Below are 25,988 nucleotides of genomic sequence, written 5' to 3' on the forward strand. Positions count from 1 at the left end.
CATCGGCCGCCTCCGCCCGTATGCCCAGCTCGGTGAGGTGTGCCGCCACCGCGGCGGGGGTACGCAGGGCGTTGTTGGTGACGTACGCCAGGTGCGAGGCTTCGAAGCCCAGCCGCTCGTAGAAGCGGCGGGCGTGGGTGCGTGTCCTGTCAGAGGTCAGCTGGACCAACTGGCAGCCTTCGCGGCGTGATGTGTCGACGGCCCACTCGATGAGCCGCGTGCCCAGGCCGCTGCCGCGCTCGTCCGCGTGGATGCGGACGCCTTCGATGATCGACCGGGTGGAGCCGCGCCGAGACAGGCCGGGAATGATCGTGAGCTGGAGCGTGCCGACGATGCGGTCCTCGCGCACGGCGACCACCAGGTGCTGGTGGGGATCGGCGCTGAGCCGCTCCAGCGCGGACAGATAGGGCGCGAGGTCGTCCGGCGACTCACGCTGGGCCCCCAGCGGGTCGTCCGCGAGCATCGCCACGATGGCGGGGACGTCGGCGGCGACAGCGGCTCGTATGGCGAGTTCTTCCATGGCCCGCACCCTATGGGGTGGTCCGGCCCGTACCGGCCATGCCGGTGCGGGCCTATGCCGGGGCTGTCGCGTGCAAGGACTCGACGGCCCGGACCAGCGGTGCCAGATCCGGGTTCTTCGCGGCTTCGTCGAGTGCCTCGCGCAGGGCGCCGTCGTTGGTCGGCCGGGCCTGGGCCAGGAGCTTGAGACCGGCTTCGGTGACGTTGGTGTAGATGCCGCGGCGGTCGGTGGGACACAGGTAGCGCTCGAGCAGCCCACGGTCCTCGAGCCGGGTGACCAGTCGGGTGGTGGCGCTCTGGCTGAGGACGACCGCGTCCGCGACCTGCTTCATCTGCAGATGGCCGCCCTCACCGTCGTGCTGCCGGCTGAGCACGTCGAGCAGGGAGTATTCGCGCACGCTGAGATCGTGCCCGGCCTGAAGGGCGCGCTCGACGTGCGCCTCGATCCTGCCGTGCAGCAGGGCGAGCGCGGACCAGCCCTGGGCTAGGGCGGTCAGCGCGGGGTCCGTCGCTGTCATGGGCGTTTCCTCCGTCCCGGAGCGGCTGGATCCAGGATAGGGCAGCGCAACAATAGACAGCTTTTGAAGATATCGCGCGTGCGCAACTATTGCCTGACGGAAGATCGGTTCTCGGCCTGGCGAAAGACAGGGGCCGCCGTCGAGGCGCCAGCCCGGAGCAGTCGCCTCAGCCCGCTGCCACGGTGAGCGGTGCGAACCGGCGGGTCCAGTCCCCGGGCGGCTCCGCGATGCCGTACATCATGACGTCGTTGCGCATCACCGGCGCCAGCCCGCGTTCCGTCACCCAGGCCAGCAGTTCTTCGTGGCGTACGTCGATGTCGGTGCGCAGCCGGCGGTCGGTTCGGGCTGCGAGGGAGGCGATCAGGGCCTTGGCCGTCTCCGTGTCCCGGGCGATCAGGGGACCCACGACATGGGTGTCCATGTTGGGCCAGGCCGCTGCGTACCCGATGATCCGGCCGTGCTCCTCGGCGACGCGCAACTGGTCGGCGAACGCGGGCAGTCGCGTGATGACCGGGGTTCGATCAATGCCGAACACCTCCTCGTCGAGCCGGAGGATGCCCGCGAGGTCCGCCGCAGTGGCCGCGCGCGTGGCGATAGGAGGCCGCGACTCGTCCGGTGTGAAGTGCCCGACCACCATCTCCGCCCCGCCGGTGGTCTTGAAGCCCAGCTCCTCGTAGAGCGGGCGGCCGAGTGGGGTCGCGTGGAGGGTCAGGGGGGTGCTGCCCATTGTCGAGACCACGTGGCGCATCAGCCGCCGTCCGATGCCCTGGCGGCCATGTCGTTCGGCGACCAGGACCATGCCGATGGCGCCGAGATCCGGGCGGCCCTGCGGTCCGTACTCGCTCACGACACACGCGGCGATGAGTCCTCCGTCCGGGTCGTCGATGCCGTAGGCCGTCCCGGCCGTCAGAAGAAAGCTCCACTTGTGCTCCTCCCGCGGCCACCCCCGGTCCTCGGACAAGTCGGCGCAGGCGGTGAGATCGCGAAGCGTCAGGCGGCGGATGGGGGAATGAGCGGGAGAAGGAGTCGACACGCAGGTCAGGCTGTCCGAAGGACCCCCTCGGCGTCCACCTGTTTCGGACCGGACGTACGTGCTTTTGGCCACGCACGGGTGACCTGTTCCTCAGCCCAGGTCGGGAGCGTGCATGGCCCGCACGCCCTCGATGTTTCCGTCCAGGTAGTGGCGCAGGGACAGCGGAACCAGATGGACAGAGGCGATGCCGACCCGTGTGAACGGCACCCGTACGATCTCGTACTCGCCGGCGGGCTGGTCCACTTCCGGGCCATGCCGCTGGGAGGGGTTCATGGACTCCAGTCGGCAGACGAAGAAGTGCTGCACCTTCACACCGGTCGCGCCGCCGTCCTCGCCGATGTGCTCCACGGTGTCCACGAAGCAAGGCACCACGTCGGTGATCTTGGCGCCGAGTTCCTCGTGCACCTCGCGGTGCAGAGCGTCGACGACGGTCGCGTCCCCGGGCTCGACCCCGCCACCGGGAGTGACCCAGTAGGGATCGACGCCGGGCTTGGTGCGCTTGATCAGGATCAGGTCGTCACCGTCGAGGAGAACGGCACGGGCGGTGCGCTTGACCACGGGTCGGACGGTCATGGGAGAAATGTGGCCCGGCTGGTTCCACGTGAAACATCGCACGCCGCCCCGGTCTCATGCCGCGCCCTTCCCACCCCTTCTCCTCCCTTGCCCTCCCCCTTCTGCGCTCAGCACCAGGCGGTGGCCGCTCGCAGCAGCCATTCATGGGCCCGCGCGATGTGCGGCATCGCCAGTGTTCCGGTGCGGACCGCGAGGAAGTAGGTGCGCAGCGGTGGCACCGCCGGCTCGTGCAGGGGCACGATCTCCCCCCGCCCCAGGGCGGCCGTGCACAGATACCGGGGCAGCACCGCGAGCCCCGCACCCGCCACCACGCAGGCGAGGACCGCACGCAGATCGGGGACGATCACCGTGCCGGAGGCCGCGGGCCGTGCGTCGAAGACCGAGCCCCAGTAGCGGGAGGCGAAAGGAAGCGACTCGTGGACCTCGATCACGGGGACGGTGTCCAGGGCGGGCACGACCGTGCGGCGCGGTGTCGTCTGATCGATCCGCTCGGCCCAGCGCGGAGCGGCGACCAGGACGTGCTCCTCGTCGCACAGCGGAGCCGCCGTGAGCAGTCCGCCGCGGGGCCGGGCCGTGCTGATGGCCAGATCGTGATGTCCGGCGGACAGGCCGTCCAGGGTCTCCTCGGCGGTCCCGAAGGAGGTGCGCAGCGCGAAGCCCTGCCCGTCGTCGCCGGTCAGCCCGGTCAGTGCGGGCAGGGCCCGTTCGGCGATGAACTCCGGCGGCCCGGCCAGATGCAGCGTGCGCAGGGAGAACTCGTCGTCGAGGCCGGTCTCGGTGATCTCCACGAGCGCGTCCAGATGCGGCGCGGCCTTGTGCGCGAGCTCGTCGCCGATGGTCGTGGGCGTCACACCGCGGGCCTGGCGCAGGAACAGGGGCCGTCCCAGCTGCCGTTCCAGCGTGCGGATCTGGGAGGTGACGGCCGGCTGGGAGAGGCCGAGGAGCGCTGCGGCGCGGGTGAAGGAGCCCGCGCGGTGCACGGTCACGAACGTGCGCAGCAATGCCAGATCCATGGCACGCCCACCCCTCTTGGTGCCCTTTCGTACGACCCCCCGGCCCCGCCCAACTATAAATATGTCGATAGGTCTCTGTCGCTACCGTGATTGGACACTGACACAGAGTCAACTAGCCTTGTTCGCGCGGTTCTTCGCGCGCGGAACCGAGGGCGGTCCGAGCCACGAGGGGGGAGGCTCGGACCGCCCGCTGTGGACGGACGGAAGCGGAAGGAAGCGGACGGAAGCAGACGGAGACCGCCGGGACTCGCAGGAGATCTGTCAGGTGCCCGCCAGGGACCGGCCGGCGTCCGGGAAGGGGTCAGTGGGCCGGCTCGGCCGACTCGTCCAGCGCCCGCAGCACATCCGCCACCAGGTCCTCGGAGTCCTCCGCGCCGACGGACATCCGGATGAAGCCCTCCGGCACCGCGTCGCCGCCCCAGCGTCCGCGCCGCTCGGCCGTGGAGCGCACCCCGCCGAAGCTCGTCGCGGGGTCCACGAGCCGCAGCGCGTCGAGAAAGCGCTCGGCACGCGCACGCGTGGGCAGCGTGAAGGACACCACGCACCCGTAGCGCCGCATCTGCCGTGAGGCGATCTTGTGGGAGGGGTCGTCGGGCAGCCCGGGGTAGCGCAGCCCGGTCACCTCGGGTCGACCGCGCAGCGCCTCGGCGAGAGCGAGGGCGGAGGCGTTCTGCCGGTCGACGCGCAGTTGCAGGGTGGCGATCGAACGGTGGGCGAGCCACGCCTCCATCGGTCCCGGGATGGCACCGACGATCTTGCGCCAGCGGCGTACGGCCGCCATGGCCTCGCCGCCGCCGCCGGCGACGTATCCCAGCAGGATGTCGCCGTGTCCGCTGAGCTGCTTGGTGCCGCTGGCCACGGAGAAGTCCGCGCCCAGCGCCAGCGGCTGCTGCCCGAGCGGGGTCGCCAGGGTGTTGTCCACGGCGACCAGGGCGCCATGCGCGTGTGCCGCCTCGACCAGCCGCCGGATGTCGCACACGTCCAGCCCTGGGTTCGACGGGGACTCGATCCACAGCAGCCGTGCCCCGTCCAGCGCGTCGAGCTGGGCGTCCCCGCCGGTCGGCGCCGTGCGTACCTCGATCCCGTACTCCTGAAGCTGCTCGCGCACCAGGGGCAGCGCCTGGTAGCCGTCGCTGGGCAGCACCACCGCGTCCCCGGCGCGCAGCTGGGAGAAGAGCACCGACGAGATGGCGGCCATGCCGGAGGCGAACACGAGCGTCTCGACGCCGTCCTGCCCGGGTGCCTCCAACTCGCCGATGGCGCGCTCCAGCAGCGTCCAGGTCGGGTTCTCGTCGCGGCCGTAGGTGTACGGGCCCGTGGGGTCGCCCGGCAGATGGAAGTGGGCGGCGAACACAGGTCCCGGAAGTGTCGGTTCGTGCTTGACCGGCTCGGGCAGCCCGGCCCGCACCGCACGCGTGCCGTCACCGGCGCCGGTGGGGAAACGGGGCTGCTCCGGCGTGCCGTTCGGGTCGTCCGCAGCGGAGTCGTTCATACCGCTCTGCCTTCCTTCGCTTGCTGTCGTCTTGCGGCGAGCGGTGCGCGGTCCGCCGCCCACTTCTCTCTCGGGGCGCTTCCTCGGCCCCTCGGTTCAGTCCTCGTCCGGCAGGACCAGGTTCAGCGCCCAGGAGACGACCGAGACGATCAGGCCGCCCAGTACGGCCGTCCAGAAGCCCTCGACGTGGAAGCTCAGGTTGAGCTTGCCGCACACCCACGACGTCAGCAGCAGCATCAGAGCGTTGACCACCAAGGTGATCAGGCCCAGTGTCAGGATGAACAACGGGAAGGTCAGTACCTTCACGATCGGCTTGACCAGGAAGTTCACCAGCCCGAAGATCAGAGCAACGACGATCAGCGTGCCGGCCTTCTTGGCGGTGCTGTCGCCGGTCAGGGTGATCTTGTCGAGCAGCCACACGGCGACCGCCAGGGCGCCCGCGTTGGCGATCGTCTTGACTACGAAATTCTTCATGTGTCTGATCGTGGCAGACCAGATCGACTACGAGTACGGGCGAGGGCTATGAAGGCATTCCGGCTGGACGAACTGGAGGCGGAACGAGCCGCCAACGAGGGTGCCTACCTTCAGTTCCTGCGCGAGCGGAACATGTCGGTCGGTCTGTACGCGCTCAACGCGGGCGAGCACGACCCGCAGAAGCCGCACAACCAGGACGAGGTGTACTTCGTCGTGAGCGGCCGCGCCGCGATCACGGTCGGTCTGGAGACGACCGAGGTGGCCCGCGGCAGCGTGGTGTACGTGCCGGCCGGGGTCGCCCACAAGTTCCACCACATCAGCGAGGATCTTCGGGTCCTGGTGGTGTTCTCTCCCCCGGAAGCCTGAGGCGGCGTCTCGGGGTTCCCTAGGGGACCGGTCAGGGCAGGACAAGGGGTGCGAGGGCTCCGCGGGGCGCCCTCCCGGCTCTAGCATCGAGTGCAGAACATCGACAGGGCCCGCACCGGGGAGTGCGGGATGCCGACAGGGTCCGGCACCGCGCCGGCGGAGAGATGAGGACGAGGGCAATGCGAGAGATCTTCGCGAGTCTGCCGTGGTGGGTGAAGTGGATCGCGGTGCCCGTCATCGCTCTGGTCGTCTTCGGCGGCGTGATAGCGAGCGTGATCGGCTTCGTGGTCTGGCTGCTGTTCAAGGTGCTGATCTTCGTCGCGCTGGTCGGCGGGCTGATCTACATCGTGCGGAAGTTCATGGCGGGGTCGTCCTCACGCAGCGACTGGTGAGTGCCGGAGGGCGCCGGTGAACCGGTAACGGGAATCGCCGGTTCCCTCGCGGGAGGGAAGTTTCCCGGACAAGTCGTCCGTGTGCGGTGACAGGCGGATAAAGTCCGGAGATCGACGCGGGGGCCGGCCCCCGCAGGCGGCGTACACCCCCATTCGTGTTCCCCGCACGGCTGCCCCCTCGCGCTACGGGAGTGACCCCTTGGCCACGGTTGACACCGCACCCGCAGAACGGCACGCGCCGCCCGCACCCCGGGGGCCGTCCCGCTCGACGGCCCTCCCGGCGCAGCCGCGTTCGTCGGCCCCCTTGGAACGGCCCAGGGCCACGGTCCCGGAGCAGCCGAGGCCCCAGCAGCCCCCCACCCTCATCGGATCCGTGCAGCGCGCGATGCGCCTGCTGGAGACCGTCGCGCGGCACGAGCACGGGGCACCCGCCAAGCAGCTCGCCCGTGAGACGGGCCTGGCCCTGCCCACCGCGTACCACCTCCTGCGCACGCTCGTCCACGAGGGCTATCTGCGCCGCGACCAGGGCCTGTTCTTCCTGGGCGAGGCCGCCGAGCGGCTGAGTAGCAGCGGAGCGGCGCAGAAACGTCGCACCACGATCGTCGAGGCGCTCGCCCAGTGGCGGGATTCCATCGGTGCGCCGCTGTACTACGCGATGTACCGCGAGGGCGAGATCGAGCTCATGTGCGTCTCCGCCACCGCGGCCATCCCGGCGGTCGAGGAATGGGCCGGCTTCCGCGAGACCGGGCACGCGCACGCGATCGGCCAGTGCCTGCTGTCCCAGCTGGACGACAGGGCTCGCCGCGACCACCTCGACCGCTACCCCGTGCGGTCCCTCACCCCGTACACGGTCCGTGACGAGCACACGGTGCTGCGGCGCCTGGAACGGGCCCGGCCGATGGAGCCGGTGACCGAGCGGCAGGAGTACGTGCTGGGGGCGGTGTGCGCGGCGATTCCCATCACTGTGGGCACCACAGCGGCCGCGATGGCCCTCTCCCTGCCGGCCCATCAGGCGGACCGGCTGCTGCCCGCCGCACGTCGGCTGCAACACGAGGTGGGACGGCGTCTGGGCTCCCTGGCGCTCTCTATCAGTATCTGAAAACTCACTCCTTGTGATCTGATGTGCACGTTCAGCAAGATGCACCATTGTCACGGGATGGATTCCCGGCCAGTCGACGGCAAACAACGGGGTAGCGATGCGCGAGTCCGTACAGGCAGAGGTCATGATGAGCTTTCTCGTGTCCGAGGAGCTCTCCTTCCGCATCCCGGTGGAGCTGCGGTACGAGACCTGTGATCCCTATGCCGTACGGCTGACCTTTCATCTGCCCGGAGACGCCCCGGTGACCTGGGCGTTCGGTCGAGAGCTGCTGATCGACGGGGTGGGGACGCCGTGCGGGGACGGTGACGTGCGCATCTCACCGGCCGACCGCGACTCGCTGAGCGAGGTCCTGATCCGGCTTCAGGTCGGCGGCGACCGGGCGCTGTTCCGCTCCTCGACGGCGCCGCTGGTGGCGTTCCTGGACCGTACGGACAAGCTGGTGCCCCTGGGCCAGGAGGGTGCGTTGGCCGACTTCGACGCCCACCTCGACGAAGCCCTGGACCGCATCCTGGCGGAGGAACAGAGCGCGGGCTGAGGCGTCACGGCAGCGGACGCGGGCGGTGGTGTAACGCGTCGCCACGGCCTCAGGGGGTGCAGGAACGCTTCGTCGGCCGCCCAAGTGGCCCCCGCACACGGAGTCAGCGCCTGCGGCGCCTGCCCCTTCCACCGCGCGCCGGAGCGGGCAGGGTGGCCTGTGCCGCGGCCTGCGCCCGTCCCGGGCGGTCGGCCGAGACCACGAGTGCCGCCAGCGCCGTGGTGACCGGCACGGAGGCGACCAGGCCGATGGAGCCCACCAGCGTGCGCACGATCTCCTCCGCGACGAGCTCACTGGTGGCGACGGTCGTCACGCTGCTCTGCGCGATGGAGAACAGCAGCAGCAGCGGGAGCGCGGCACCCGCGTACGCGAGGACGAGGGTGTTGACGACGGAGGCGATGTGGTCGCGTCCGATGCGGATGCCCGCGCGGTACAGCCCGCGCCAGCCCATCGCGGGGTTGGCCTCGTGCAGCTCCCAGACCGCGGAGGTCTGTGTCACCGTCACATCGTCCAGGACGCCGAGCGAGCCGATGATGACACCGGCGAGCAGCAGGCCGCTCATGTCTATCGACGGATACAGGCCGTGGATCAGACCGGTGCTGTCGTCGGTGTTGCCGGTCAGCGCGGCCCAGCCGATGAACAGCGAGCCCAGGAAGCCGATCAGCATGAGCGAGATCAGCGTGCCGAGCACCGCGACCGAGGTACGGGCGGACAGGCCGTGACACATGTACAGCGCGATCAGCATGATGGCGCTGGCTCCCACCACCGCCACGACCAGCGGGTTCGATCCCTGCAGGATCGCTGGCAGGACGAAGAGGTTCAGCACCAGGAAGCTGATGGCCAGCGCGACCAGCGCCATGACGCCCCGCATCCGCCCGACGACCACGACGGCGAGTGCGAAGAGACCGGCCAGCAGCGCCATCGGGAAGTGCCGGTTGATGTCGGTGACCGAATACTGCAAGTCCTTGGGTGCCGAGGGTTCGTAGGCGACCACGACCTTCTCGCCCTGGTGCAGCTGCCGGGACTGGTCGGGCTGTACGACCTCGGTGAAGGTACGGCCCTTGTCGTTGCCGGTGTCCACCCGGATCGTGGCCTTCTTGCAGCTCCCGGACTGCTGCTGCTGTGCGGAGGACCCTTCGGCGGTGGAGGTGTCGCCGGTCGGTGTGTCCCCGGAGCCGTTCACCGACCGGCAGCTGACCTCGAGCACCTCGACGACGGTGGCTTGCTGGGTCTGCCGGTCGAAGCCCACGCCGGTGCGCTCGTGCGACGGGGCGCCACCCGGCCACAGCACGGCGAGTCCGGCCGCCACCACGGCGGCGAACGGGATGAGGATCGCCGCGATCACTTTGCGGAGGTGCTTCGACACGGGTGCGGCCGGCCCGTGGCTGTGGCCGTGCCCGTGCCCGCCACCGCTTCCCGGACCGTGCCCGGCACTGCTCCCCGGGCCGTGGCCGCCGCCGGTCGCGGGGCCGTGTCCGTGGCCGGCGGCGGTGGCTTCCTGGCCGTGCCGGAAGTCCTCTCCGCGTCGGGGTTCGGGCGGCGGATGGGGGAACTGCTCTGTCGTGGTCACCGCCCGATCATCGCAAGAACGGCACAGGCCCACTGTTCACCGCGCCACAAATGACGCTAGCGTGGGGGCACCTTTGCACACGCGGGAGCTCGGAGCACCGGGCTGAGAGGGCGCTGACCTCCGTCTTTGCGATGTTTCACGTGGAACGTGCGATGTTTCACAGGAAACGCCGGCAGACGGATACCGCTGCGTCGACCGCCGAACCTGTTACCGGGTAATGCCGGCGTAGGGAGTAGGTCTCATGACCAACAAGGACGTACGCACGCCTGCCTCCAAGCAGATCTCCAGCGACGCGGAGCGGATCACTTCCGACGCTTCCGACGGGGAGGCCGGAAAGTCCAGCGGCTGGCACAAGGGCTACGTGGAGGGCTCACGTCCCGATCTGCGAGTGCCGGTCCGTCAGGTGCACCTCACCGACGGGCAGTCGGTCACGCTGTACGACACCTCCGGCCCGTATACCGATCCACTTGTGGGAACCGATGTCCGCAGGGGCCTGCCGCCGTTGCGGGAGAACTGGATCGTGGCCCGCGGCGACACCGAGGAGTACGCCGGCCGTCCCGTCCGCCCCGAGGACGACGGGATCAAGCACACCTCGCCGCGCGGCGGTCTGCGCAACCTCGACGCGGTGTTCCCGGGACGGCCGCGCCAGCCGCGCCGCGGCCGCGACGGAGGAGCGGTGACGCAACTCGCCTACGCGCGCCGCGGGGAGATCACGCCGGAGATGGAGTTCGTGGCCATCCGGGAGAACGTCGCTCCCGAGACCGTCCGCGAGGAGATCGCGGCGGGCCGCGCGGTGCTGCCGGCCAACGTCAACCACCCGGAGATCGAGCCGATGATCATCGGCAAGCGGTTCCTGGTGAAGGTCAACGCCAACATCGGCAACTCCGCGGTGACCTCTTCCATCGAGGAGGAGGTGGAGAAGATGACCTGGGCGACCCGCTGGGGCGCCGACACGGTCATGGACCTCTCCACCGGCCGCAACATCCACACCACCCGTGAGTGGGTGCTGCGCAACTCCCCCGTCCCCATCGGCACCGTCCCGCTCTACCAGGCCCTGGAGAAGGTGGACGGCAAGGCCGAGGAACTGACCTGGGAGATCTACAAGGACACCGTCATCGAGCAGGCCGAACAGGGCGTGGACTACATGACCGTCCACGCCGGGGTACGCCTTGCCTACGTGCCGCTGACCGCGAACCGAAAGACCGGCATCGTCTCGCGCGGCGGCTCGATCATGGCCGCCTGGTGCCTGGCGCACCACAAGGAGTCGTTCCTCTACGAGAACTTCGAGGAGCTCTGCGAGATCCTCGCGGCCTACGACGTCACGTACTCGTTGGGCGACGGACTCCGGCCCGGCTCGATCGCGGACGCCAACGACGAGGCGCAGTTCGCGGAACTGCGCACGCTCGGGGAACTCGGCCGGATCGCCAGGCGTTTGGACGTACAGACCATGATCGAGGGCCCGGGCCACGTCCCGATGCACAAGATCAAGGAGAACATCGACCTTCAGCAGGAGATCTGCGATGAAGCTCCGTTCTATACGCTCGGCCCGCTGACGACGGACGTCGCCCCGGCGTACGACCACATCACCTCCGGCATCGGCGCCGCGATGATCGCCTGGTGGGGCACGGCCATGCTCTGCTACGTCACGCCCAAGGAGCACCTGGGCCTGCCCAACCGCGACGACGTCAAGACCGGCGTCATCACCTACAAGATCGCCGCCCACGCGGCCGACCTCGCCAAGGGGCACCCGGGCGCGCAGGAGTGGGACGACGCCCTGTCCGACGCCCGCTTCGAGTTCCGGTGGGAGGACCAGTTCAACCTCTCCCTCGACCCGGACACGGCAAGGGAGTTCCACGACGAGACCCTCCCGGCGGAACCCGCCAAGACGGCTCACTTCTGCTCGATGTGCGGCCCGAAGTTCTGCTCGATGAAGATTAGCCAAAGCATCACAGAGCGGTTCGGCGGTGCAGCGGCTGAGGGTGCCACGGCGGAGGAGATCGCTGAGGGCATGCTGCAGAAGTCGAAGGAGTTCGCGGAGGCGGGGAACCGGGTGTACCTGCCGATCGCCGACTGATGCATGGTGGGGCGGTGCTCTCGGCGAGCGCGCCAAGGCACCGCTCCCTTTGCTGTAGTCCCGGCGCCGCCCTCTGCCAGAGGCCGCGGTTACGGTCTCCCCCGGAAACCGGCACAGGCCGGTAGTGAGCAGGGAGAGGCGCCGCCATGAGCACTGCTGGAGCGACAGCGATGGAAGTGTCGTATGCAGCCCCAGAAGTTGGGCTCCGGGGCACGGCGCAGGCTGCTCGTACTCGATGGAGAGCCTGCGTTCGTGCGGGCGTCCCCGGCGCCCCGGCCCGGTGGGTGCGGGACGGGGTGGCGGGGTGCGCGCCGGGCCCTCGGGGGCGAGCAGTCGCCCTCGGCGTGGGAGCGCGGGGCGCTGGTTACTCCGGTTGGTGTTCCGGGCCTCCGTAGTCCGGGCTGCTGAAGTCGGGACTGGAGAAGCGCGGGCGGCGGCTCGGGGCCCCGTCGTCCGGGCTGCTGAAACCTGGCCGGCCGTAGCCGAGCTGTGGCATGCGGCCGGTCGGTGACGCCGGCCCCGTATGCCCTGGTGCGGGGGAGCGCGGGTCGGCGAGCGCGTCGCGCAGGAACGGCAGGATGCCCCGTTCGAGCAGGGCCTCCTCCCAGGCTTCCCTGGCTTGGGCAACCTCCTCGCCCAGTTCGGCGTAGGCGCCGCTGTCGAGCGAGGGGCGGTTGCGCAGCGCGGTGAGCAGCAGCCCGGCGGCGGCGACGAGGATCGCGGCCGCGGTCAGGGCACCGAACACCCAGCCCGCGGTGATCATGGACTGGGCGAACGCCTGGGTCGGGTCCAGCATCCTCAGGATGTAGCCGACGAGCAGGAAGAGGGCCGCGGCGGTCCCGGCGAGTACGGGGGCGAGTACCGCGACGACGGCGCCCGCGCCCGCGCCGTGGGCCTCGGTGACCTCGTCCAAGGTGGCGGCTGGTCGGGCGAGCCCGCCCGGCTCGGCCGAGTCGGCCTCGATGAGGGAGGGCGGGACGGCCGGCGCCGGTCGGCGCAGTTCCTCGCGGACCTTGACGTAGTGGTGGTACTCGGTCGACGCGGCCGCCGTTATGACAGCGGTGGCGCTCAGCGCCATGGTGCGCAGTTGTTCCGAGTTGAGCCGCTGTCCGGCAGCGGCCAGTTCCGGGTGGTGTGGGGCGGAGCGCAGCGCCTCATCGAGGATCCGCTCGTATTCCTGGCGGTCCTCGCTCAGCAGGTGCTGCGGAACGCTGTTCATGTGCATCCCCCGATGCTCCGTAGGGCTTGGGGCTCGCATGGCGGCGAGCCGTCGGGCAGAAACGGAGGGGAGCCTGCTACGGATAAGCCGATGGTAGAGCCGTGACGGCGCGCGGTGACAGGGGGTTTCCACAAATTGGGTGCCGACCTGCGCGGTCGTCTCGACAGGCGGGCTGCCCGGTGAACGGTCAGATGTCGAGGGGCAGTTGCTGGACCAGCAGCTTTCCGGCCATGGTTACGCCGCCGTCCATCGCGATGGCGAGTCCGTCGGCATAGATGTGCGGTCCCTCCACGACCGGACCCGCGGACTCCTCGCCTTCCTCGGAGCCGACTTCGCCCAGCAGATAGGGAATGGGGCTGTGGCCGTGAACGATGCGGGTGCCGCCGTACGTATCGAGCAGGGAGCGCACGGCGTCGGCACCGCCCTCGTCGCGGAAGGAGAAGCGCTTGGTGAACTTGCGGAACAGATCCCAGACTTCGTTCGCGTCGTTGCGGGTGAGCGTCTCGCGGACGGTGTCGTTGACCTCTTCGATCGAGGCACCGTAGTCGAGATAGGAGGTGGTGTCGGAGTGCACGAGCAGGTAGCCGTCGACCGCCTCGACGGCGTCGAGCCGGGCCATCCACTGGAGGTGGTGGTCCCGGAGGCGGTCCATGTCGGACTTCTGGCCGCCGTTGAGCAGCCAGGCCGCCTGGAAGGTCGCGGTGCCCGCGCCGGAGTTGACGGGGGTGTCGCCGAACCGCTTGGCGCCGAGCAGCAGCAGCTCGTGGTTGCCCATGAGGGCCTTGCAGTAGCCGCCGGCCGCGGCCGCCTCCGCGGACAGCCGCATCACGAGGTCGATGACGCCGATGCCGTCCGGGCCGCGGTCGGTGAAGTCGCCGAGGAACCACAGCCGTGCGGTGCCCGCGCACCACTGGCCGGCGGAGTCGACGAGCCCCTTCTCCTGGAGCGCGGCGACCAGCTGATCCAGGTAGCCGTGCACGTCACCGACGACGTAGAGGGGGCCCGGGCCGGTGGCGGACTGCCGGGTCGGAGCGGAGACCGGGTCGACCGCCACCTGAAGCGTGTCACCGCGCTTGATGACCGGCAGGTCGCGCTCGGTGGGCGTGTACGCGGCCGGGTAGCCCTCCTTGGGCGCCGCGGGCGCCGCCGGGGCCTCCTCCGGCGGCCGGACCGTTTCGGCGGGCTGCGTGCCGTGGGCGTACGGACCGGTCTCGTTCACGTACGCGGGAACCCGGAAGTCGCGCAGCGTAGCCGTCCGCTCCACCTCGGGTCCCTGACCGGCCCCCTGAGACATCGACCCCTCCACCATCGCGCCGCCTGTGCACCGCTTCGGACTGCCTGGTCGCAGCGGCCCGCGGTGTTGTGGGCCCATCATAGGAACGCGGATCGCGCCATGTGATGACCCAGGGGTGGTGAATCGGGACTGGACTCCGGTTCACCGTGGCTTTCGCCCCGATTGGACAGTCTTAGGCAATCCCGCGGCCACCCGTGTCCTAACGGCCCTCCGACGCGCGGGGCGGGCTGACCGTCCTGCGCTGGGTGCGCCGCTGGGACGAGGTCCGCACGATCAGCTCGGTCGGTATGACCTGCTCGACCGGTTGGTCCGACTCGACCCCTTCGATGGCGTCGATGAGGAGCTGGACGACCGCCGTGCCGATCCGGCGCGGCTTCAGCGAGAGCGTGGTGATGGGCGGCTCGGTGCTGGCGTACACCGTGGACTCGCTGCAGCACACCAGCAGCAGGTCGTCGGGGACGCGCAGGCCGTAGCGGCGGGCGGCGGCGAGCAGGTCGGTGCCGTTGGGGTCGAACAGTCCGTAGACGGCGTCGGGCCGGTCGGGGCGGGCCAGCAGCCGGTCGGCGGCGACGGCGCCCGCGCACGGGTCGTGGGCGGGGTAGGCCTCGTACACCGGGTCCTGGCCGACGCGCTTGCACCACTGGAGGTAGGCGGTCGTCGACAGGTGGGTGTAGGTGTCCGTCGTGGTGCCGGTGAGCAGGCCGATACGGCGGGCGCCGGCCTCGGCGAGGTGGTCGAGGATGCCGAGGACGGCGGCTTCGTGGTCGTTGTCGACCCAGGCGGTGACCGGGAGTGCGCCGGCCGGGCGGCCGTCGCTGACCACCGGTAAGCCCTGCCGCACCAGCTCGCTGACGACCGGGTCCTGGTCGGAGGGGTCGATGACGACCGTGCCGTCCAGGGCGACGTTCGACCACACGTCGTGGCGCGAGGTCGCGGGCAGGATGACGAGGGCGTAGCCGCGGGCGAGCGCGGCCGAGGTGGCGGCGCGGGCCATCTCGGCGAAGTACGCGAACTCGGTGAAGGTGAAAGGTTCATCCCCGTACGTCGTCACGGTCAGGCCGATGAGGCCCGACTTGCCGGTACGGAGGGTGCGGGCCGCGGCCGAGGGGCGGTACCCCAGCCGGTCGGCGACCTCGCGGACATGGCGCCGGGTGGCGTCGGGGAGGCGCCCCTTGCCGTTGAGGGCGTCGGAGACGGTCGTGATGGATACTCCGGCGGCGGCGGCCACGTCTCTGATGCCCGCCCGGCCCGGCCGGCTCCCTCGGCGTGAGGTTTCCGCGCGGCTCACCTGGTGCTTCCCTGCTGCTGTCATGGCGAGCCGATAGTAGGGCTCTTGCGGTGGGGTAGTGCGGACGCATATGCACGCGTTGACAGGCACGTTTCTGCATGGTCGTCGTGGTCCAAGTGCCTTTGAAACCATGGCAGTTACCCGGTGTCATGTTAGGACGTGACGCGGTGGCACGTATGGGCCTGCCGACCCCTCGATGTCTCGAAGAGGTCTCAACTCACCTTCACGAGGGATGCGCGCCACGGCGCAAGCCACCGGCGCATAGATATATGTGGACGCGCCCCCCCATTTCGTATGCATTCGTATGAAGACGCCGCTGATGTCGGTGTGACGGACGAGGTCGGCCTCGCGCACGAGTGATGGCTTCCGACCCATACGCAGCGGCGCCCAATCCTCATAAGGTGTGCAGTATTGGATGCCGGTGGTGGTCACGAGGAGGACTGCGGTGAGCGAGACAAGCCCGAAGCTGCGTGCCGAGCTGGAGGGTATCCCCACCTACAAGCCGGGGAAGCCCGCTGCGGCCGGCGGTCCGGTGGCGTACAAGCTGTCCTCGAACGAGAACCCCTACCCGCCGCTGCCGGGGGTCATGGAGTCGGTGACGGCGGCCGCCTCCTCCTTCAACCGCTACCCGGACATGGCGTGCACGGCCCTGACCAACGAGCTGGCCGAGCGCTTCGCCGTGCCGGCCTCGCACGTGGCCACGGGCACCGGTTCCGTCGGTGTCGCCCAGCAGCTGATCCAGGCCACCAGCGGTCCCGGCGACGAGGTCATGTACGCCTGGCGGTCCTTCGAGGCGTACCCGATCATCACGCAGATCAGCGGGGCGGCCTCCGTGCGGGTCCCGCTGACGCCGGGCGATGTGCACGATCTGGACGCGATGGCGGACGCGATCACCGAACGCACGCGCCTGATCTTCGTCTGCAACCCGAACAACCCGACCGGAACGGTGGTGCGGCGGGCCGAGCTGGAACGGTTCCTCGACCGCGTGCCCTCCGATGTGCTGGTGGTCCTGGACGAGGCCTACCGCGAGTTCATCCGCGATGCCGAGGTGCCGGACGGGGTGACGCTCTACCGCGACCGGCCGAACGTCTGCGTGCTGCGCACGTTCTCGAAGGCCTACGGCCTCGCCGGGCTGCGCGTCGGCTTCGCCATCGCCCACGAGCCGGTGGCGGCGGCGCTGCGCAAGACGGCCGTGCCGTTCGGCGTGAGCCAGCTGGCGCAGGAGGCGGCGATCGCCTCGCTGCGTGCCGAGGACGAGCTGCTGGGGCGGGTCGGCTCGCTGGTGTGCGAGCGCACCCGTGTGGTCGACGCGCTGCGCGCCCAGGGCTGGACGGTGCCCGAGACGCATGCCAACTTCGTGTGGCTGCGGCTGGGGGAGCGGACGGTCTCCTTCGCCGGGGCCTGCGAGCGGGCCGGCGTGGTGGTCCGGCCGTTCCCGGGTGAGGGCGTGCGGGTCACCGTCGGGGAGACCGAGGCGAACGACATCTTCCTGAAGACGGCGGAGGCGTTCCGCAAGGAGGCCTGATCCTGTCAGCGTGATCCGGTCAGGTCTGGGCCGGCAGGTCTGGGCCGGCAGGCCTGATCCGGTCGGGTCTGGCCCGGCAGGTCGGATCCGGTCAGGTCCGAGCTGGCTGCGGCCGGCCGAGAGCGTCGCGGCATCTTGCGAGGAGGGGGTCCCCCCAGGGCCTGGGGACCCCCCCTTCGCTGTTCGAAGACAGGTGCGCCATAATTGCTTGTGAATGTGAACGCGTTCACAAGCGGGTCCGATTGTTGCCTGTTGTGCAGGACACATCGGGATGAACCGCCGCCGTGATCGCGGTGACGTAAGGAGAGTGACGACGTGAACCTGGCTTTGGCGCCGGAGACACTGGCGCGCTGGCAATTCGGCATCACGACCGTCTACCACTTCCTGTTCGTTCCCCTGACGATCTCGCTGGCCGCCCTGACGGCCGGTCTGCAGACCGCCTGGGTGCGCACGGAGAAGGAGAAGTACCTCAGGGCCACCAAGTTCTGGGGCAAGCTCTTCCTGATCAACATCGCCATGGGCGTGGTCACCGGCATCGTGCAGGAGTTCCAGTTCGGCATGAACTGGTCGGACTACTCGCGCTTCGTCGGTGACATCTTCGGTGCCCCGCTCGCCTTCGAGGCACTGATCGCGTTCTTCTTCGAGTCCACGTTCATCGGACTGTGGATCTTCGGCTGGGACAAACTGCCCAAGAAGATCCACCTGGCCTGCATGTGGATGGTGTCGCTCGGCACGATTCTGTCGGCGTACTTCATCCTCGCGGCCAACTCGTGGATGCAGCACCCCGTCGGCTACCGGATCAACGAGGCCAAGGGCCGCGCCGAACTCACCGACTTCTGGGCGGTGCTGACCCAGAACACGGCGCTCAGCCAGGCCTTCCACACGCTCTCCGCCGCCTTCCTGACCGGTGGCGCCTTCATGGTCGGCATCGCCGCCTACCACCTCGCCCGCAAGAAGCATGTGCGCGAGATGAAGACCTCGCTGCGGCTCGGCCTGGTCACGGTCGTCATCGCCGGCCTGCTCACCGCGGTCAGCGGCGACGTCCTCGGCAAGGTCATGTTCAAGCAGCAGCCGATGAAGATGGCCGCGGCCGAGGCGCTGTGGGACGGACAGAAGCCGGCGCCGTTCTCGGTCTTCGCCTACGGCGATGTGGACAAGGGCCACAACACGGTGGCCGTCGAGATCCCCGGCCTGCTGTCCTTCCTGGCCAACGACGACTTCACCTCCTACGTCCCCGGCATCAACGACGTCAACAAGGCCGAGCAGGAGCAGTTCGGGCCCGGCGACTACCGGCCCAACATCCCCGTCGCCTACTGGGGATTCCGCTGGATGATCGGGTTCGGCATGGCGTCCTTCGCCATCGGCCTCGCGGGACTGTGGCTGACCCGCAAGAAGTTCCTGCTGCCCCGGCATCTGCGGGTCGGCGACGACGAGGTGCCCCATCTGGTGCTGCTGCCGAACAAGGCGCTCGGCCCGCGGCTGACCACCTGGTACTGGCGCATCGCCATCTGGACGCTGGCCTTCCCGCTGATCGCCAACTCCTGGGGCTGGATCTTCACCGAGATGGGCCGCCAGCCGTGGGTCGTCTACGGCGTGCTGCAGACCCGGCACGCGGTCTCCCCCGGTGTCTCCCAGGGCGAGGTCCTCACCTCGATGACCGTCTTCACGCTGCTCTACGCCGTCCTCGCCGTGATCGAGGTCAAGCTGCTGGTGAAGTACGTGAAGGGCGGCCCGCCCGAGCTCACGGAGGCCGACCTCAACCCGCCCACGAAGATCGGCGGCGACGAGCGTGACGCCGACAAGCCGATGGCCTTCTCGTACTAGGCCGAGGGAGCTGCACAGTCATGGAACTGCACGACGTCTGGTTCGTCCTCATCGCCGTCCTGTGGACCGGCTACTTCTTCCTGGAGGGCTTCGACTTCGGGGTCGGCATCCTCACCAAGCTGCTCGCCCGGAACCGGCCCGAGAAGCGGGTGCTGATCAACACCATCGGCCCGGTCTGGGACGGGAACGAGGTCTGGCTGCTCACGGCGGGCGGCGCCACCTTCGCCGCCTTCCCGGAGTGGTACGCCACGCTCTTCTCCGGCTTCTATCTGCCGCTGCTCGTCATCCTGGTCTGCCTGATCGTGCGCGGAGTCGCCTTCGAGTACCGGGCCAAGCGGCCAGAGGAGAACTGGCAGCGCAACTGGGAGAACGCGATCTTCTGGAGCTCGCTGATCCCCGCCTTCCTGTGGGGTGTGGCCTTCGGCAACATCGTGCACGGTGTGAAGATCGACCGGAACCTCGAGTACGTCGGCGGCGTCGGAGACCTGCTCAACCCGTACGCGCTCCTCGGCGGACTGGTCACCCTGACGCTGTTCACCTTCCACGGCACGGTGTTCACGGCCCTGAAGACCGTCGGTGACATCCGTGAGCGGGCGCGGAAGCTGGCTCTGCGCGTGGGTCTGGTGACGGCCGTGGCGGCGTTGGCCTTCCTGCTGTGGACACAGGCCCACACGGGCAACGGCAGGAGCCTGGTGGCGCTTCTCGTGGCGGTGGTCACCCTGGTGTCCGCGCTCGCGGCGAACCAGGCGGGGCGCGAGGGCTGGGCGTTCGCGCTGTCGGGCATCACCATCGTGGCCGCCGTGGCGATGCTGTTCCTGTCGCTCTTCCCGAACGTCATGCCGTCCACGCTCAACGCGGACTGGAGCCTGACGGTCACCAACGCCTCGTCCAGCCCGTACACCCTGAAGATCATGACCTGGTGCGCCGGTATCGCCACACCGATCATCCTGCTCTACCAGGGTTGGACCTACTGGGTGTTCCGCAAGCGGATCGGCACGCACCACATCGCCGAACCCGCGCACTGAGTCCGGTGAGGGTGTGTTTCACGTGAAACACACCCTCTGGGCCGAAGGGCATGTTCTCCATGAAACCGATCGATCCGCGACTTCTGCGTCACGCCCGTGCCACCCGGCTCTTCCTGGTGGCCGTCGTCGGGCTCGGCGCCATCGGGGCATGCCTGGTCATCGCACAGGCGATGCTCATCGCCGAGGTGGTGATGGGAGCCTTCCAGCACCGGATGCCGGTCGCCGAACTCCGCACTCCCCTGCTGCTGTTGGCCGTCGTCGCCTGCGGTCGTGCGCTGGTCTCCTGGCTGACCGAGCTGGCCGCCCACCGGGCGAGCGTGGCGGTGAAGTCCGAACTGCGCGGGCGGCTGCTGGAGCGGGCGGCGGCGCTCGGCCCCGGCTGGCTGAGCGGGCAGCGCACGGGCTCGCTCGTGGCCCTGGCGACGCGGGGTGTCGACGCCCTGGACGACTACTTCTCGCGCTATCTGCCGCAGTTGGGGCTGGCCGTGGCCGTCCCGGTGGCGGTGCTCGCCCGGATCGTGACGGAGGACTGGGTTTCGGCGGCCATCATCGTCGCCACCCTGCCCCTCATCCCCGTCTTCATGATGCTGATCGGCTGGGCCACGCAGTCCCGCATGGACCGCCAGTGGCGGCTGCTGTCCCAGCTGTCGGGGCACTTCCTGGACGTCGTCGCGGGACTGCCGACCCTGAAGGTGTTCGGCAGGGCCAAGGCACAGGCGGAGTCGATCCGGCGCATCACCGGGGAGTACCGGCGGGCGACCATGCGCACGCTGCGGATCGCCTTCCTGTCCTCCTTCGCCCTGGAGTTGCTTGCCACGCTGTCGGTGGCACTGGTCGCCGTGACGATCGGCATGCGGCTCGTGAGCGGCGACATGGACCTCTACATCGGGCTGGTCATCCTCGTGCTCGCGCCCGAGGCCTATCTCCCGCTGCGTCAGGTGGGCGCCCAGTACCACGCGGCGGCGGAGGGGCTGGCGGCTGCCGAGGAGATCTTCGCCGTGCTGGAGACCCCCGTGCCGGAGTCCGGCACCGAGGCCGTGCCCGCCGGGGCCCTGACCTTCGAGGACGTGAGCGTTCGCTATCCCGGTCGGTCCGCGGACGCGGTGACGGATGTGTCCTTCTCGGTGCGGCCGGGGGAGACGGTCGCCCTCGTCGGGCCGAGCGGTGCGGGCAAGTCGACGCTGCTGAACGTCCTGCTGGGGTTCGTGAAGCCCAGTGCGGGCCGGGTGCGCGTCGCGGAAGCCGATCTCGCCGACGTCGCCCTGGAGCAGTGGCGCTCGCGCATCGCCTGGGTGCCGCAGCGGCCGCACCTTTATGCGGGAACGATCGCCGAGAACGTACGGCTGGCGCGGCCCGACGCGGACGACGCCGCCGTACGCGGGGCGCTGGCCGACGCCGGTGCGCTGGAGTTCGTGGACGCGCTGCCGGAGGGACTGGACACCCTGCTCGGAGAGGACGGGGCCGGGCTCTCCGCCGGGCAGCGGCAGCGGCTCGCGCTCGCCCGGGCCTTCCTCGCCGACCGGCCCGTCCTGCTGCTCGACGAGCCGACGGCGGCCCTGGACGGAGCGACCGAGGCGGAGGTCGTGGACGCGGTGCGGCGGCTGTCCGCGGGCCGGACGGTGCTCCTGGTGGTGCACCGGCCCGCACTGCTGGACGTGGCGGACCGGGTCGTGCGTCTCGACGGGTCGGAGTCCCTCGGGCCGGCGCCGGCCGTGGCCCGCTCCGCCGAGGCACGCCCCGTGCGAACGGCCGAACCCGGACCGGCCTCGGCTCCGGTCGAACCCGGGACCGAGGCCACCACCGTCGCGCGCGGCGTCCTCGCCCGGGTGCGGGCGATGTCCGGTCCCCGGCGCGGCCGACTCGCCCTCGCCCTGCTGCTGGGCAGTCTGGCGCTCGGTAGCGCGGTCGGGCTGATGGCGACCTCCGGGTGGCTCATCTCGCGGGCGTCCCAGCAGCCGCCCGTGCTCTACCTGATGGTGGCCGTCACGGCCACCAGGGCCTTCGGCATCGGGCGTGCGGTCTTCCGGTACGCGGAGCGGCTGGTCTCGCACGACGCGGTGCTGCGGATGCTCGCCGACACACGGGTGGCCGTCTACCGGAGGCTGGAGCGGCTGGCGCCCGCCGGGCTGCGCCGGATGCGCCGCGGCGATCTGCTGACGCGGCTCGTCGCCGACGTGGACGCGCTCCAGGACTACTGGCTGCGCTGGCTGCTGCCCGCCGGCGCGGCCCTGACCGTGTCCGCCGCCTCCGTCGCCTTCACGGCCTGGCTGCTGCCGGAGGCCGGGGCGGTGCTCGCGGCCGGCCTGCTCGCGGCCGGGGCCGGCGTCCCGCTGGTCACCGGGGCCGTGGCCCGGCGTGCCGAGCACCGGCTCGCCCCCGCGCGCGGCGCCCTCGCCATCCGCGTGACCGAGCTGCTCACCGGAACTGCCGAACTGGCCGTCGCGGGCGCCCTGCCCACCCGCATCACCGAGACCCGGCGGGCCGACCGGCTGCTCACCCGGATCGCCTCGCGCGCCGCCACCGCCACCGCCCTCGGCGACGGGCTCACCGCGCTGATCTCCGGACTGACCGTCGCAGCGACCGCCCTCGTCGGCGCCCAGGCGGTCACCGACGGACGGCTCGGCGGCGTGACCATGGCCGTTGTCGTCCTCACCCCGCTGGCCGCCTTCGAAGCCGTCCTCGGCATGCCCCTCGCCGTGCGCTACCGGCACCGGGTACGCCGCAGCGCGGAGCGGGTGTACGAGGTCCTGGACGCCCCCGAGCCCGTCCGTGAACCGGAGCGGCCCCGGCAGGCATCCGCCTCGCCGTTCCCGCTCGCCGTCAGGAACCTGACGGCGCGGTACGCGGGGCAGGACAGGGCGGCGCTCGCCGGACTCGACCTGACGCTCCAGGAGGGTCGCAGGGTCGCCGTGGTCGGGCCGTCCGGCTCCGGCAAGACGACGCTCGCCCAGGTGCTGCTCCGCTTCCTCGACGCGGAGACGGGCACGTACACCCTCGGCGGCGTCGACGCCCACGCTGTGGACGGCGACGACGTACGGCGGCTGGTCGGGCTGTGCGCCCAGGACGCGCATCTCTTCGACAGCTCGGTCCGCGAGAACCTGCTGCTCGCGAAGAAGGACGCGACCGAGGCCGAACTGCGGGACGCCCTCGCGCGGGCCCGGCTGCTCGGCTGGGTGGACTCCCTGCCCGACGGGCTCGACACGCTCGTCGGCGAGCACGGTGCCCGGCTGTCGGGCGGACAGCGTCAGCGACTGGCCCTGGCCCGCGCGTTGCTCGCCGACTTCCCGGTGCTGGTGCTCGACGAACCCGCCGAACACCTCGACCTGGCGACCGCCGACGCGCTCACCGGGGATCTGCTGGCCGCCACCGAGGGCCGTACGACGCTGCTCATCACCCACCGCCTGGCCGGGCTGGCGGCCGTGGACGAGGTGATCGTCCTCGACGAGGGGCGCGTCGTCCAGCGGGGACCGTACGCGGAACTGGCCGCGCTGCCGGGACCGCTGCGTCGGATGGCCGAACGGGAGACGCAGACGGAGCTGCTGGTGGGCGCGCGGTAGCGAGCCGTTCGCGGGCCGCCCCCGGCGGGCGGCCCGCCCGCTACGGCCGCTCCCCCAGCAGCCGCTCGATGACGACCGCGACCCCGTCCTCGTTGTTGGCGACCGTCCGTCCGGACGCCGCGGCGATCGCGGCGGGGTGCGCGTTGCCCATGGCGTAGGACCGGCCGGCCCAGGTGAGCATCTCGACGTCGTTCGGCATGTCGCCGAAGGCGACGACCTCCTCCTGCGAGATGCCGCGCTCGGCACAGCACAGGGCCAGAGTGCTCGCCTTGGAGACGTCCGGACCGCTGATCTCCAGCAGGGCGCTGGGGCTGGACCGGGTGATGGTGACGTGCTCGCCGGCGGCGAGGCGGGCGACGGTGAGGAAGGCGTCGGGATCCAGCGTGGGGTGGTAGGCGAGGATCTTCAGGATCGGCTGGCCGGCTCCGGCTCCGTCCGGCGCCAGCAGTTCCTCGGCCGGCGCGAGGACGTCTGCTATCTCCATGTGCAGCTTCGGATAGACCGGCTCCTGATGGAAGCCGTAGGTCTGCTCGACCGCGTACACCGTGCCCGGTGCCGCCTCGCGCACCAGCCGCACGGCGTCCAGTGCGGTCTCCCGGGCCAGCTCCCGCACCTTCACGAAGCGGTGGCCGCCGGAACCGCCGTGCAGGTCGACCACGGCGGCGCCGTTGCCGCAGATCGCCAGACCGTGGCCGTGCACGTGGTCGCTGACCACGTCCATCCAGCGGGCCGGGCGGCCGGTGACGAAGAAGACCTCGATGCCCGCCTCCTCGGCCGCCGCCAGGGCGGCGATCGTGCGCGGGGAGAGCGACTTGTCGTCGCGCAGCAGGGTGCCGTCGAGATCGGTGGCGATCAGCCGAGGCGGAACGCCGGGGGTGCCCCCCGGCTCGAACGAGGTCGAGAGCTGGGGTGAGGCCGGGGTCTCGGGCCGTCGAGTCGCTGAGGTCACCGCGTCATTGTCGTCTATATGTCCGCACGATCGTGCGAGAGTTCGCACATTTGAGGGGTTGTGTCGGTCACGTCAGCTGGGAGGGAGCTTCCATGGCGATCCGCTCGAAGACCTTCTGGTCCGCGGCGAAGTCCGAGTCGGGGATCGGCCAGTGGATCACGATCTCGGTGAAACCCAGCTCCTGGTGGCGGCCCGCGAAGTCGACGAACGCGTCGAGGGACTCGAGCGGACGACCGCGGTCGGGGGTGAATCCGGTGAGCAGGACCCTGTCGAGCGCGGAGGCGTCACGGCCCGCCGCGGCACACGCGTCCGCGAGCTTCTCGGCCTGGGCGCGAATGGCCTGAACGGACTGCTCCGGCGTGCCGTTCTCGTACAGCTTCGGGTCACCCGTGGTCACCCAGGCCTGCCCGTACCGTGCGGCGAGCCGCAGTCCGCGCGGCCCGGTCGCGGCCACGGCGAAGGGCAGCCGGGGCCGCTGCACACACCCGGGGATGTTGCGCGCCTCGTGCGCCGAGTAGAAGTCGCCCTCGTACGACACCGTGTCCTCGGTCAGCAGCCGGTCGAGCAGCGGAACGAACTCGGCAAAGCGGTCGGCCCGCTCCCGCGGCGTCCATGGCTCCTGACCCAGCGCGGTGGCGTCGAAGCCGGTACCGCCCGCGCCGATGCCGAGGGTGATCCGGCCCCCGGAGATGTCGTCGAGGGAGATCAGCTCCTTGGCGAGGGTGACCGGATGCCGGAAGTTCGGCGAGGTCACCAGGGTTCCCAGCCGCATCCGATCCGTCACGGCCGCGGCGACGGTCAGCGTCGGCACGGCCCCGAACCACGGGCCGTCCCGGAAGCTGCGCCAGGACAGGTGGTCGTAGGTGTAGGCGGCGTGGAAGCCGAGCTGTTCGGCACGTGTCCATGCCGAACGGCCGCCCTCGTGCCAGCGGCGGTAGGGAAGGATCACGGTGCTCAGACGCAGACTCATGGCCCCGAGCCTAAACACCCGTGGCTGTTTCACGTGAAACGGTCACCGCAGGGGGCCGGCGGCCCTGGACTGAAGTGGATCAACGGGCCTCGGAAAACCGCAGGTACCGGGGCGGCACGGACTGCGTCAGCCACACACCGTTGGCGCTGACATGGAAGACATGGCCGTCGCGGTGCATGGCGGCCGCGTCCACCGCGAGGACGACCGGGCGACCGCGGCGGGCGCCGACCCGGGTAGCGGTCTCGCGGTCGGGCGAGAGGTGCACGTCATGCCGGTTCATCGGCCGCAGCCCCTCGCTGCGGATCGCCTCCAGGTTGCGGGCCACGGTCCCGTGGTAGAGGTGCGGCGGCGGTGTCGCGGTCGGCAATCCGAGGTCGACCCCGATGCTGTGGCCCTGACTGGCGCGGATACGGCTGCCCTCGACCGCGAAGCGCCGCTTGTCGTTGGTGGCGACCACGTGGTCCAGTTCCTCGCGGCTGAACCGGAAGCCGTGCGCGGCCGCCGCCGCGATCAGCGCGTCGATCTCGACCCAGCCGCCCTCGTCGAGCATGAGCCCGATCCTCTCGGGCTGGTGGCGAAGGTGCTTGGCGAGGTACTTCGACACCTTCACGGTGCGTCTTTCGTCCATGCCACCAGCCTGCCGGGAGAGACGCGGATCACGCAGGTCAATTCCGCCCGG

22 protein-coding genes, 1 pseudogene and 1 riboswitch are annotated in these 25,988 nt (G+C 70.3%); of the genes and pseudogenes, 9 read left to right on the forward strand and 14 right to left on the reverse strand.

The features are described from left to right. Positions 1-82 precede the first annotated feature (82 nt). From ABZ818_RS29445 to ABZ818_RS29475, 7 genes and pseudogenes are all read right to left on the reverse strand, one after another. Positions 83-520, reverse strand: a pseudogene (locus ABZ818_RS29445) (GNAT family N-acetyltransferase); the annotation flags it as partial. 52 nt (positions 521-572) lie between these two features. Further along, on the reverse strand, positions 573-1,037 hold the full coding sequence (locus ABZ818_RS29450) for a MarR family transcriptional regulator (protein WP_361421049.1): 465 nt from the start codon (positions 1,035-1,037) through the stop codon (positions 573-575). Positions 1,038-1,203: 166 nt separating this feature from the next. After that, positions 1,204-2,070 (reverse strand): GNAT family N-acetyltransferase, encoded by an 867-nt coding sequence (locus tag ABZ818_RS29455; RefSeq protein WP_361421052.1) that lies wholly within the window; start codon positions 2,068-2,070, stop codon positions 1,204-1,206. Between the two features lie 90 nt (positions 2,071-2,160). After that, positions 2,161-2,643 carry an NUDIX hydrolase gene (locus tag ABZ818_RS29460; protein WP_225076418.1) on the reverse strand — a complete coding sequence of 161 codons (483 nt, stop codon included), beginning with the start codon at positions 2,641-2,643 and terminating at the stop codon, positions 2,161-2,163. Between the two features lie 107 nt (positions 2,644-2,750). Then, positions 2,751-3,656 carry a LysR family transcriptional regulator gene (locus ABZ818_RS29465; protein ID WP_361421056.1) on the reverse strand — a complete coding sequence of 302 codons (906 nt, stop codon included), beginning with the start codon at positions 3,654-3,656 and terminating at the stop codon, positions 2,751-2,753. 301 nt (positions 3,657-3,957) lie between these two features. Then, a complete protein-coding gene (locus ABZ818_RS29470) occupies positions 3,958-5,148 on the reverse strand; it encodes a cystathionine gamma-lyase (RefSeq protein WP_361421059.1) in 1,191 nt (396 codons plus the stop codon). A gap of 96 nt (positions 5,149-5,244) precedes the next feature. Then, a complete protein-coding gene (locus ABZ818_RS29475; RefSeq protein WP_141359890.1) occupies positions 5,245-5,622 on the reverse strand; it encodes a phage holin family protein in 378 nt (125 codons plus the stop codon). 48 nt (positions 5,623-5,670) lie between these two features. Between ABZ818_RS29475 and ABZ818_RS29480 the strand changes: the two genes are divergently transcribed. The 4 genes from ABZ818_RS29480 (at position 5,671) to ABZ818_RS29495 (ending at position 8,014) form a co-directional block, all read left to right on the forward strand. Continuing rightward, positions 5,671-5,988, forward strand: coding sequence for a cupin domain-containing protein (locus ABZ818_RS29480; RefSeq protein ID WP_361421062.1), 318 nt, complete (start codon positions 5,671-5,673; stop codon positions 5,986-5,988). 179 nt (positions 5,989-6,167) lie between these two features. Then, positions 6,168-6,380 (forward strand): DUF5326 family protein, encoded by a 213-nt coding sequence (locus ABZ818_RS29485; RefSeq protein ID WP_141359891.1) that lies wholly within the window; start codon positions 6,168-6,170, stop codon positions 6,378-6,380. A gap of 304 nt (positions 6,381-6,684) precedes the next feature. Continuing rightward, complete coding sequence (locus tag ABZ818_RS29490) at positions 6,685-7,479, forward strand: helix-turn-helix domain-containing protein (RefSeq protein WP_361421066.1); 795 nt, start codon at positions 6,685-6,687, stop codon at positions 7,477-7,479. 97 nt (positions 7,480-7,576) lie between these two features. Beyond that, complete coding sequence (locus ABZ818_RS29495) at positions 7,577-8,014, forward strand: SsgA family sporulation/cell division regulator (protein WP_361421069.1); 438 nt, start codon at positions 7,577-7,579, stop codon at positions 8,012-8,014. 103 nt (positions 8,015-8,117) lie between these two features. Here ABZ818_RS29495 and ABZ818_RS29500 read toward each other — a convergent pair whose 3' ends face one another. Next, complete coding sequence (locus ABZ818_RS29500; RefSeq protein WP_361421072.1) at positions 8,118-9,584, reverse strand: YibE/F family protein; 1,467 nt, start codon at positions 9,582-9,584, stop codon at positions 8,118-8,120. Between the two features lie 71 nt (positions 9,585-9,655). After that, positions 9,656-9,833, forward strand: a riboswitch (TPP riboswitch). Here ABZ818_RS29500 and thiC point away from each other — a divergent pair. Further along, positions 9,826-11,658: a phosphomethylpyrimidine synthase ThiC gene (gene thiC, locus ABZ818_RS29505; RefSeq protein ID WP_361421075.1), complete on the forward strand. Its 1,833-nt coding sequence runs from the start codon at positions 9,826-9,828 to the stop codon at positions 11,656-11,658. It overlaps the preceding riboswitch by 8 nt. 364 nt (positions 11,659-12,022) lie before the next feature. Here thiC and ABZ818_RS29510 read toward each other — a convergent pair whose 3' ends face one another. The 3 genes from ABZ818_RS29510 to ABZ818_RS29520 form a co-directional block, all read right to left on the reverse strand. Next, a complete protein-coding gene (locus tag ABZ818_RS29510; protein WP_361421078.1) occupies positions 12,023-12,883 on the reverse strand; it encodes a hypothetical protein in 861 nt (286 codons plus the stop codon). A gap of 181 nt (positions 12,884-13,064) precedes the next feature. Continuing rightward, positions 13,065-14,171 carry a metallophosphoesterase gene (locus ABZ818_RS29515; RefSeq protein WP_361421081.1) on the reverse strand — a complete coding sequence of 369 codons (1,107 nt, stop codon included), beginning with the start codon at positions 14,169-14,171 and terminating at the stop codon, positions 13,065-13,067. Positions 14,172-14,370: 199 nt separating this feature from the next. Continuing rightward, a complete protein-coding gene (locus ABZ818_RS29520) occupies positions 14,371-15,483 on the reverse strand; it encodes a LacI family DNA-binding transcriptional regulator (RefSeq protein ID WP_361421084.1) in 1,113 nt (370 codons plus the stop codon). Positions 15,484-15,904: 421 nt separating this feature from the next. Between ABZ818_RS29520 and hisC the strand changes: the two genes are divergently transcribed. From hisC to cydD, 4 genes are all read left to right on the forward strand, one after another. After that, on the forward strand, positions 15,905-16,984 hold the full coding sequence (gene hisC, locus ABZ818_RS29525; RefSeq protein WP_361421087.1) for a histidinol-phosphate transaminase: 1,080 nt from the start codon (positions 15,905-15,907) through the stop codon (positions 16,982-16,984). A gap of 315 nt (positions 16,985-17,299) precedes the next feature. Then, a complete protein-coding gene (locus tag ABZ818_RS29530) occupies positions 17,300-18,808 on the forward strand; it encodes a cytochrome ubiquinol oxidase subunit I (protein WP_361421090.1) in 1,509 nt (502 codons plus the stop codon). A 20-nt stretch (positions 18,809-18,828) separates the two neighbouring features. Beyond that, positions 18,829-19,833: a cytochrome d ubiquinol oxidase subunit II gene (gene cydB / locus ABZ818_RS29535; protein ID WP_361421093.1), complete on the forward strand. Its 1,005-nt coding sequence runs from the start codon at positions 18,829-18,831 to the stop codon at positions 19,831-19,833. A gap of 59 nt (positions 19,834-19,892) precedes the next feature. Further along, positions 19,893-23,390: a thiol reductant ABC exporter subunit CydD gene (cydD, locus tag ABZ818_RS29540; protein WP_361421096.1), complete on the forward strand. Its 3,498-nt coding sequence runs from the start codon at positions 19,893-19,895 to the stop codon at positions 23,388-23,390. 40 nt (positions 23,391-23,430) lie between these two features. On the opposite strand, the gene ABZ818_RS29545 is transcribed toward cydD, so the two are convergent. The 3 genes from ABZ818_RS29545 to ABZ818_RS29555 all read right to left on the reverse strand — a co-directional run bounded on the left by ABZ818_RS29545 (position 23,431) and on the right by ABZ818_RS29555 (position 25,937). Beyond that, positions 23,431-24,339 (reverse strand): Cof-type HAD-IIB family hydrolase, encoded by a 909-nt coding sequence (locus tag ABZ818_RS29545; RefSeq protein WP_361421099.1) that lies wholly within the window; start codon positions 24,337-24,339, stop codon positions 23,431-23,433. A gap of 67 nt (positions 24,340-24,406) precedes the next feature. After that, positions 24,407-25,309 carry an LLM class flavin-dependent oxidoreductase gene (locus ABZ818_RS29550; protein ID WP_361421102.1) on the reverse strand — a complete coding sequence of 301 codons (903 nt, stop codon included), beginning with the start codon at positions 25,307-25,309 and terminating at the stop codon, positions 24,407-24,409. A gap of 79 nt (positions 25,310-25,388) precedes the next feature. Next, positions 25,389-25,937 (reverse strand): RNA 2'-phosphotransferase, encoded by a 549-nt coding sequence (locus tag ABZ818_RS29555; protein WP_361421105.1) that lies wholly within the window; start codon positions 25,935-25,937, stop codon positions 25,389-25,391. Positions 25,938-25,988: the final 51 nt, after the last annotated feature.

The organism is Streptomyces sp. NPDC047453 (genome assembly GCF_040643155.1).
Taxonomy (GTDB): domain Bacteria; phylum Actinomycetota; class Actinomycetes; order Streptomycetales; family Streptomycetaceae; genus Streptomyces.

Coding starts and splice junctions, on each gene's coding strand:
- ABZ818_RS29450 (WP_361421049.1), bottom strand. CDS start 1,037: ATGACAGCGACGGACCCCGCGCTGACCGCCCTAGCCCAGGGCTGGTCC.
- ABZ818_RS29460 (WP_225076418.1), bottom strand. CDS start 2,643: ATGACCGTCCGACCCGTGGTCAAGCGCACCGCCCGTGCCGTTCTCCTC.
- ABZ818_RS29465 (WP_361421056.1), bottom strand. CDS start 3,656: ATGGATCTGGCATTGCTGCGCACGTTCGTGACCGTGCACCGCGCGGGC.
- ABZ818_RS29470 (WP_361421059.1), bottom strand. CDS start 5,148: ATGAACGACTCCGCTGCGGACGACCCGAACGGCACGCCGGAGCAGCCC.
- ABZ818_RS29475 (WP_141359890.1), bottom strand. CDS start 5,622: ATGAAGAATTTCGTAGTCAAGACGATCGCCAACGCGGGCGCCCTGGCG.
- ABZ818_RS29480 (WP_361421062.1), top strand. CDS start 5,671: ATGAAGGCATTCCGGCTGGACGAACTGGAGGCGGAACGAGCCGCCAAC.
- ABZ818_RS29485 (WP_141359891.1), top strand. CDS start 6,168: ATGCGAGAGATCTTCGCGAGTCTGCCGTGGTGGGTGAAGTGGATCGCG.
- ABZ818_RS29495 (WP_361421069.1), top strand. CDS start 7,577: ATGCGCGAGTCCGTACAGGCAGAGGTCATGATGAGCTTTCTCGTGTCC.
- thiC (WP_361421075.1), top strand. CDS start 9,826: ATGACCAACAAGGACGTACGCACGCCTGCCTCCAAGCAGATCTCCAGC.
- ABZ818_RS29510 (WP_361421078.1), bottom strand. CDS start 12,883: ATGCACATGAACAGCGTTCCGCAGCACCTGCTGAGCGAGGACCGCCAG.
- ABZ818_RS29515 (WP_361421081.1), bottom strand. CDS start 14,171: ATGTCTCAGGGGGCCGGTCAGGGACCCGAGGTGGAGCGGACGGCTACG.
- ABZ818_RS29520 (WP_361421084.1), bottom strand. CDS start 15,483: ATGACAGCAGCAGGGAAGCACCAGGTGAGCCGCGCGGAAACCTCACGC.
- cydB (WP_361421093.1), top strand. CDS start 18,829: ATGGAACTGCACGACGTCTGGTTCGTCCTCATCGCCGTCCTGTGGACC.
- cydD (WP_361421096.1), top strand. CDS start 19,893: ATGAAACCGATCGATCCGCGACTTCTGCGTCACGCCCGTGCCACCCGG.
- ABZ818_RS29550 (WP_361421102.1), bottom strand. CDS start 25,309: ATGAGTCTGCGTCTGAGCACCGTGATCCTTCCCTACCGCCGCTGGCAC.
- ABZ818_RS29555 (WP_361421105.1), bottom strand. CDS start 25,937: ATGGACGAAAGACGCACCGTGAAGGTGTCGAAGTACCTCGCCAAGCAC.